Here is a 7972-nt window from a genome sequence, read left to right as displayed (position 1 = left end):
CATAAGGTTACCAAGTGGGGAGCAAAAGCTACCGAAGGTTCCGTTCAACGGGCTTTCATTTCTTGTCTTTCAGACAAAACGAAAGCTTAGTTATTGTACGAAGTAATTATGTCAATTTTGGAAGTTCAACACCCAAAGCATCGGCTTTTTCTCTTATTTCTTTAAATTCTTTTGTAGATAGAGTTTTAATATGCTTTCTTATATGGTAGCACTTTCCATTTGATAGGTCAATTTTCAAATTGGAATCTAGCCAATGGGCGTGAGGGTTTGAAGGAAAGGGATCTGCGTCGTTTTTATGAATAATAAATATCTTGCCATTATTTTTTATTTTAACCTTTGTTTCTAATTCTTCAATTTCTTCAGGAATTATAAAATTAAAAGTAACTTCATTTCTTATTTGATTAAAATCGTAGTTTTCAACTACTGAATCAATTTCTTCTTCAGAGATAAAATTATCATAAAACTCCAGTGATAATCTCGATTCAAATTTATCTAAGAACGATGCCATAAGAACAGTTATTAGATCAGATTCTTGAATATTAAGGTTTGGATATTTATTCCTAACACTTATGTTTTTAAAAATAATATAATCCATAAATTCTTCAAAGTCCATTTTATTTTTTTTCATCGTTCTGTGGGATTATTGCGTACAACTTATTAATATACTCAGTTTTTCTTATCGAAACTGAGCAAAAATAGCATTATTCTGTTGTATATAATCAACGTATTGTTGAGGTTTATTTTAGTGAAGAAGATCGTTTGATATTCTATAATTCTGCCATTAGTCTTTAAGGAAATATACATCAACAAAGCGAAACTTTGCAGCCCGACTTAAGTGAAGCTCTTTTTTCTTTCGAAGAAAAAAAGCGGGAACGGAAGGCGGAAAAGCTGCCCCAAAAATAAAAAGTTAGCTTTCGACGAAGTCAATTTGCTGCCCAGATTGCTTCTCTCCATAGCTATCGGGATCGCAACGACAGCGTGAAAGCAATGACAGTGCAGAGGATTGCTTCCCCCGATAACTATCCGGATCGCAATGACAAGACGTATTGATTCTGTCATTTTGTCACTATTCAAACGTTGGTACAAAATTGGAGATTGGGGAAGCAACAAACAATAATATTAAACCTAAAAAATAAATAAAATGAGTAAAATAATTGGAATAGATCTAGGGACTACCAATTCTTGCGTTGCCGTAATGGAAGGTAAAGATGCAGTAGTAATCCCAAACAGTGAAGGTAAAAGAACAACACCATCCATCGTAGCATTTACGGAAGATGGCGAAAGAAAAGTGGGGGATCCTGCAAAAAGACAAGCGGTTACGAACCCTACAAAAACGGTATATTCTATCAAAAGATTTATCGGTACTTCTTTTAAAGATGATGCTTCTGAAATAAGCAGAGTTGCCTACAAAGTAGTGAAAGGTGCAAACGATACCGTGAAAGTGAAAATAGACGATAGAGAATATACGCCACAAGAAATCTCTGCTATGATTCTTCAAAAAATGAAGAAAACAGCTGAAGATTATTTGGGTACAGAAGTAACGAGAGCAGTAATTACAGTTCCAGCTTACTTTAACGATAGCCAAAGACAAGCTACCAAAGAAGCAGGAGAAATTGCTGGTTTGAAAGTAGAAAGAATCATCAATGAGCCTACTGCAGCAGCACTAGCTTATGGAATGGATAAATCTCATAAAGACCAAAAAATTGCTGTTTATGATCTTGGTGGTGGTACTTTTGATGTATCTATCTTAGATTTGGGTGATGGCGTTTTTGAAGTACTTTCTACCAACGGAGATACGCATCTTGGTGGTGACGATTTTGATGATGTAATTATCAACTGGATGGCAGACGAATTTAAATCTGACGAAGGTGTAGATTTAAAAGGTGACCCAATCGCGCTACAAAGATTGAAAGAAGCAGCAGAAAAAGCAAAAATTGAATTGTCTTCTGCGCCACAAACAGAAATCAACTTGCCATACATCACGGCAACTGCATCTGGACCAAAACACATGGTGAAAACATTGACGAAAGCTAAATTTGAGCAATTGGCTTCTGATTTGGTTAGACGTTCTATGGAGCCTTGTAAAAAAGCATTATCTGATGCTGGTTTGAGCATCTCTGATATTGATGAGGTGATTTTAGTAGGTGGTTCTACAAGAATTCCAGTAATACAAGAAGAAGTTGAAAAATTCTTTGGCAAAAAACCATCAAAAGGAGTAAATCCGGATGAGGTTGTAGCTTTAGGAGCAGCAATACAAGGTGGAGTTTTGACAGGAGACGTTACAGACGTACTTTTATTAGACGTAACGCCACTTTCTTTGGGTATTGAAACAATGGGTTCTGTGTTCACAAAATTAATTGATGCCAACACAACCATCCCAACAAAAAAATCTGAAACTTTCTCTACAGCAAGCGACAATCAGCCTGCAGTAAGCATTAGAGTAGGACAAGGTGAAAGACCAATGTTTAATGATAACAAAGAAATCGGGAAATTTGACCTTTCTGATATTCCACCAGCACCAAGAGGAACACCACAAATTGAGGTAACTTTTGATATTGATGCAAACGGAATCATGAATGTTTCTGCAAAAGATAAAGGAACAGGAAAAGAGCAGTCTATTAAAATTCAAGCAAGTTCTGGACTTTCTGAGGAAGAAATAGAAAGAATGAAGCGTGAAGCTGAAGAAAATTCTGTATCTGATAACAAGAGAAAAGAAGAAGTAGAAGTATTGAACAAAGCTGACGGTTTGCTTTTCCAAACGGAAAAACAATTGAAAGAATTTGGAGACAAACTATCTGCAGACAAAAAAGCAGCAGTAGAAAGCGCACATGCAGAATTGAAAACTGCTTTTGAAGCTGGCGAAGTAGAATCTATCAAAACTAAAACTGAAGCTTTAGACGCAGCATGGATGGCAGCAACCGAAGAAATGTATGCTCAAGCAGGAGCTGCAGAACAAGGTGGTGCACAACAAGAATCTGCAAATGCAGGTGGCGAAGATGTGCAGGATGCAGATTTCGAAGAAGTCAAATAATTAGCAATTATCATCGATTAATATCGATTGAAATAAATTAGTAAATCGCTGTAAACTCAATGTTTACGGCGATTTTTTTGTTTTTAACTTTTTTTGATAATAGTTGATTTTAATCGTTTTTTAATGTATTTTTGTATCTCACTTGTACCGAGCGATATTTAAATAGTATGTGCGCCTTATGCGCCGTAATTTAATTTTGAACTCGTAAAAAGAGAGAATGTGCAAGATGTAATTACAGTATGGGATTTAGTAAATTAAAAATACCGAGGGTTTGTGAGTATTGTTCAAAACCATTTGAAGCAAAGACAGTTATGACCCGTTTTTGTTCTATTTCCTGCAACAATAAAGCAGCAAAAGAAAATAAAACAATCGAAAAAGAAAGGGTTGAAAAATTAACACTTTTGAAAAATTATGCAATTAAAATCGCAGAAGTTCAATCTCGGGAATTTATTTCAGTGTCTGAGGCAACTGTTATGTTTGGGATATCTAAAGATACAGTGCACAGATATATAAAAAGAGGAATTATAACTGGAGTTAATCTGGGTTCAAGATTGACTCGAGTAAAGCGATCTGATTTAGAAGATTTATTTTCATCTGTAGAAATTCCAGATGAATCTAAAGTTGAACAAAACAAACCTACTTTTGAGATAGGTACTTGCTACACGATTTCAGAAATCGGCGAAAAATTTCATGCAGATCTATCAACAGTTAATAGAATTATTAAAAGAAATAAAATACCAACAAAAAAGGTTGGAAGTTTCGTGTATGTTCCTAAAGATTTAATTGATAAAATTTTTGAAGGAAAATGAAAGAATTATTAAAAACAAAAGTTACCGTAAGATTGCGAAAATCCGAATACCGAAAAGAATGGTTTATTTATTTGGAAAGTTATCCAGTGATGATTCCTGGTAAAGCTAAAGTTCAAAGAATTCGAGAATATTTGAACCGAAGCGTTACAACTGTAGATTTTGATAAGAGAAGACCTGCAAGAACAACGGAAAATTCTGTTTCATTTAAACCTAAAAGAGATGATAACGGAATTATAGTCTGCAAAAGTGAAAACGATCGCGAAACTATGTTTTATGCAGATTCTTTGCGAAAATTGAGACAGAATGAATATGATAATATTGAGCTTTATAGTGAACTCGACAAAATTCAATTAGAACAGAAAGAGAAATCTCAAGAAAATTTTGTAAGGTATTTTGAAGAGCTTATTAGCAAACGACATAAAAATAACTCTGAATCTATAAAGGTCAATTGGTACCGTTCTATAGAATTTTTAAAAGATTTCGCTGGTGAAACGATTATGTTCTCGCAGATAGACACAAAATTCTGCGAAAATTTTAAATCCTATTTGTTGACTGCGAAAAGCGGAAGTAATAAGACAGAGATTATTTCTCAAAATACGGCTTCAACTTATTTTTCTGTTTTCAAAGCTGCATTAAAGCAAGCATTTATTGATGATTATTTTACAACTGATATTTCTGCAAAAATAAAAGCAATTCCGCACGAAGAATCGAGACGAGAATATTTAACACTTGAAGAACTCAATATTTTGGTAGAAACTCCGTGTGAACTTGATGTTCTAAAACGTGCAGCACTTTTTTCTGCTTTAACAGGTTTGCGCCATTCTGATATTCAAAAATTAAAGTGGAAAGAAATTAATGTAGAAAATGATCAAGCACGAATAAATTTCACTCAAAAAAAGACCAAAGGAGTAGAGTATATGCCAATGTCTAAACAAGCATTACAACTTTGTGGCGACGAAGGTTTGCCAAATGATTTGGTTTTTAAAGATTTGACAAATCCCGCTTGGATATCTCGTCCACTTAAAAAATGGATAGAAAGTGCAGGAATTACCAAGAAAATTACCTTCCATAATTTTAGACACACGTTTGCAACTTTGCAACTTTCTAGTGGAACAGATATTTATACGGTCAGCAAAATGTTAGGTCATACCAACGTGAAAACTACGCAGGTTTATGCGAAAGTAGTGGATGAAAAGAAAAATGTAGCTTCAAAAGCTATTCAATTAAAAAATCTATAAAATGAATTCTAAATATTTTGAACATATCGTTAAATATTTTGCAGTTCTTTTTGCTTGTCTTGCTGTAGGAGCAGTTGTAAGAATTGCTTCTCTAGACAAAGGCGTGGACAGTTACACGGCAAATATTATTTTTTGGTGCGTGAGTATTTTGGGCATCATCTCTTATGCATTGATCGTTTTAATTTTGGATGGAATTATTAAAAATAAAAAAATAATTCCTCTAAAAAATAAAGTAAAAAATTCTGCTGAAGTTTTTAAACCGGTTGAAAATCTTGAGAACATAAAGAAAGAGCAACAAAAAATAATTGACCAAAATGAACAAGACAAAAAAGATATTGCGATTAAATATATCCATAATCATTTTGCATTATATACCTCAGAAGAAGATTTAAAATTGCTTTGTAATTATGTTGTGCTCTATTCGGAGAAAAATAAAGTGGATAATATAAAACCAATTAAAATCGAGAAATTATCCAACCTAGATTTGTATCATTTTGGGTGGAATATTTGGAAACATTTTAATGTGCGAAATCAATTTGAAACTGCTGTGTTTCTAAAAAACATTTTTTCAGAATCTTTGAAAGAAGTAGAACCCGAAAGTATCAAGAGACATTTAAAAGACGATGAAATGAAAGGAATAATTACTATAAAGGAATCTCTATCTGATTAGAAAAAATCACAAAAACGCTGTGTTTTTCAAGTGTTTTCCCCGTGTACAGTACGACACAGGGAAAACACTTTTTTTCTTTGCACCATAACAATTAAAAACAATTAGTATGGAAGCGAATGAAATTTCATTTGAAAATCTGCCAAAAGCAGTCGCACATTTGGTGAGCGAAATAGCCAAAATTAAATTTCTAGTAGAAAGAAAAGAAGCAGTAAAAATCCCTCAAAAAAGAATCCCAATAGACATTGTAGAAGCTTGCAGAATTATCGGAAAAGCAAAACCTACAGTTTATACACTTGTTCGAAAAAGATTGATTCCTTGCTACAAAAATGGGAAGAAACTCTACTTTTTCGAAGATGAATTATTAGACTGGATTTCTCAAGGTAGAAAGAAAACTATGCAGGAAATTGAAGCGGAAGCGAAGTTAGATTTCGGCAAAAACTTTAAGAAGATCGGTGCAAATTTAAATAAAAACTGATGCTGAAAAATAAAGACATGCAAGAAAGAAAATGTTTTTCGCCAAGACCGAGGAAAAAAGTTCTTGTTTCTAATGATTTTAGAGAGATTTTAGTAGCGCAGGAAACTTCTATTATAGAACAACGTGTGCTTTCAATAATACTTTCTTGCATCAAAGAAGAGCAGTCGCTTTTTATATCGGTAAAATCACCATTAAATAAAAATGGACCTATCCAACGTAGTTTTGATGAGTATTTTGCAGCATGGTCAAATCAAGGAACTGTTGATTTTGAGATACCATTTAAAGTTTTGAATCCGAAAAGTAGAATGAAAAATGCGACCATCAAAACATCCGTAATGAATATGACAGATAGTAATTGGCTTCAATTGAAAGACGATTCCATGAATAATTATAAAGCAGCTCCTTTCATTCTAAAACCACAGTGGAATAGAGGTAATTTGTATTTTAAAATGGATAAAACGGTGCTCAAACGTTTGCTAAATATGAGCCATTATTTTCCACTTAAAAAAGATTTGGCCTATCAAGTTTCGTCTTCTAATACTTTGCGATTTTTGATGTGGATTCTGAAGTTTAAAAAATTTGGCGGTTTATCCATGGAATATTCTCAAATTTTAAAACAGTTTTCAATACCAAAAGATAAATATGAAGGACGATCCAGATTTGAAAGAGATTTTTTGCAAAATATAAAAGCAGATCTGGATTCTTTTAATGATTTGAGTTTCAACTACGCCTATTTCGAAGGCAAATACACATTTTCGATTTATTATACCTCAAAATCAACCGGTAAAAATGAAAAATTTCTTTCGCTTAATGATTTGCAGGTAGATCGTTCTATAAAATATTTGAAGAGAAAACGAACTTTAAATGACTTTAATGTCAGGACATTGCAAAAACTCTTTGAAATTAGAGGCTACAAAGAGCTTTCTATCAGATTAAAAAACAAAATTGACCCCAATTTAATCGGTGATCATTACATAAAAGCGGTTTTTAATTTACTCGAAAAACAATCGTGATTTTATCTCCGAAAACCAGAATTTTATTTCCGCTGTCTAGGTTTTTAATTCCGAAAATCTGGGTTTTAACTCTTGATTAAAGCATTTTATTTCCGTGAAATAAGATTTTATCTCCAAATTAATTTGCTAAAATAGTTGAAAAACCTAATATCCATAATACTTTAGAAAGATTTTAAATTTCGCTCTTAATTATACTAATGTTATTAATAAATATAATTTTAATAATAAAAGAAATAGATGTGGATAAATATTTCGAAAATACTGAACTGTAAAACACAGATTTACAGATGTTTTACTTTTTAGAATTTTAAATTATTTAAGGATTTTATTTCCGAAAAGATATTTGCTTTAAAAAGAAAAAAAAACAATCGCATTAGTTGATTTTGTAAAAAAACAGATTGATTTTGAAGCCAGTCTGTTTGTACAGACCTGCGTAAAATAAATATAGGTGAGAATTAATTTAACGGAAGATATGGATACCCATTTCAAATATAAAAGTGAAAAATAGAGTAACAACCTGCGTAAAAAATATGCGGGAATTTGGGTGAGTTCAAGTCAGGATATTTTTCTAACCTGCGTAAATTAGCCACAACTAATCAATTGAATAAAAGAAAAAATTTAGACAGTTACTTAAAGTAGATAAATCTACAAGAAATAATATTTCGTATTTTAAATTCATAAAAAAACAATTAATATTGTAGATTATTATCATTAATCGCTTAATTAACAAGTATTA

7 protein-coding genes are annotated in these 7972 nt (G+C 32.4%); 6 read left to right on the top strand and 1 reads right to left on the bottom strand.

Going from position 1 to position 7972, the window contains the following annotated elements; translation table 11 throughout:
* Positions 1-106: 106 nt before the first annotated feature.
* A complete protein-coding gene (locus HNQ03_RS13105) occupies positions 107-613 on the bottom strand; it encodes a hypothetical protein (protein ID WP_173780143.1) in 507 nt (168 codons plus the stop codon).
* A 528-nt stretch (positions 614-1141) separates the two neighbouring features.
* Between HNQ03_RS13105 and dnaK the strand changes: the two genes are divergently transcribed.
* The 6 genes from dnaK (at position 1142) to HNQ03_RS13075 (ending at position 7236) form a co-directional block, all read left to right on the top strand.
* The gene (gene dnaK / locus HNQ03_RS13100) at positions 1142-3031 is read left to right on the top strand and encodes a molecular chaperone DnaK (RefSeq protein WP_173780142.1); all 1890 of its coding nucleotides are present in this window, start codon (positions 1142-1144) and stop codon (positions 3029-3031) included.
* 239 nt (positions 3032-3270) lie between these two features.
* On the top strand, positions 3271-3840 hold the full coding sequence (locus tag HNQ03_RS13095; RefSeq protein ID WP_173780141.1) for a helix-turn-helix domain-containing protein: 570 nt from the start codon (positions 3271-3273) through the stop codon (positions 3838-3840).
* The gene (locus HNQ03_RS13090) at positions 3837-5078 is read left to right on the top strand and encodes a site-specific integrase (protein ID WP_173780140.1); all 1242 of its coding nucleotides are present in this window, start codon (positions 3837-3839) and stop codon (positions 5076-5078) included. Before HNQ03_RS13095 ends, HNQ03_RS13090 begins: the two co-directional genes overlap by 4 nt.
* A gap of 1 nt (position 5079) precedes the next feature.
* Entirely contained in the window at positions 5080-5748 is a 669-nt protein-coding gene (locus HNQ03_RS13085) for a mobilization protein (protein WP_173780139.1), read from the top strand.
* 106 nt (positions 5749-5854) lie between these two features.
* Entirely contained in the window at positions 5855-6223 is a 369-nt protein-coding gene (locus HNQ03_RS13080; RefSeq protein ID WP_173780138.1) for a helix-turn-helix domain-containing protein, read from the top strand.
* A complete protein-coding gene (locus HNQ03_RS13075; protein ID WP_173780137.1) occupies positions 6223-7236 on the top strand; it encodes a replication initiation protein in 1014 nt (337 codons plus the stop codon). Before HNQ03_RS13080 ends, HNQ03_RS13075 begins: the two co-directional genes overlap by 1 nt.
* Positions 7237-7972 lie beyond the last annotated feature (736 nt).

Source organism: Frigoriflavimonas asaccharolytica, from assembly GCF_013294015.1.
Taxonomy (GTDB): domain Bacteria; phylum Bacteroidota; class Bacteroidia; order Flavobacteriales; family Weeksellaceae; genus Frigoriflavimonas; species Frigoriflavimonas asaccharolytica.
Note: the sequence above shows the minus strand (reverse complement) of the source record. Positions and strands in the feature narration are given on the sequence as shown.

Coding starts and splice junctions, on each gene's coding strand:
- HNQ03_RS13105 (WP_173780143.1), bottom strand. CDS start 613: ATGGACTTTGAAGAATTTATGGATTATATTATTTTTAAAAACATAAGT.
- dnaK (WP_173780142.1), top strand. CDS start 1,142: ATGAGTAAAATAATTGGAATAGATCTAGGGACTACCAATTCTTGCGTT.
- HNQ03_RS13095 (WP_173780141.1), top strand. CDS start 3,271: ATGGGATTTAGTAAATTAAAAATACCGAGGGTTTGTGAGTATTGTTCA.
- HNQ03_RS13090 (WP_173780140.1), top strand. CDS start 3,837: ATGAAAGAATTATTAAAAACAAAAGTTACCGTAAGATTGCGAAAATCC.
- HNQ03_RS13085 (WP_173780139.1), top strand. CDS start 5,080: ATGAATTCTAAATATTTTGAACATATCGTTAAATATTTTGCAGTTCTT.
- HNQ03_RS13080 (WP_173780138.1), top strand. CDS start 5,855: ATGGAAGCGAATGAAATTTCATTTGAAAATCTGCCAAAAGCAGTCGCA.
- HNQ03_RS13075 (WP_173780137.1), top strand. CDS start 6,223: ATGCTGAAAAATAAAGACATGCAAGAAAGAAAATGTTTTTCGCCAAGA.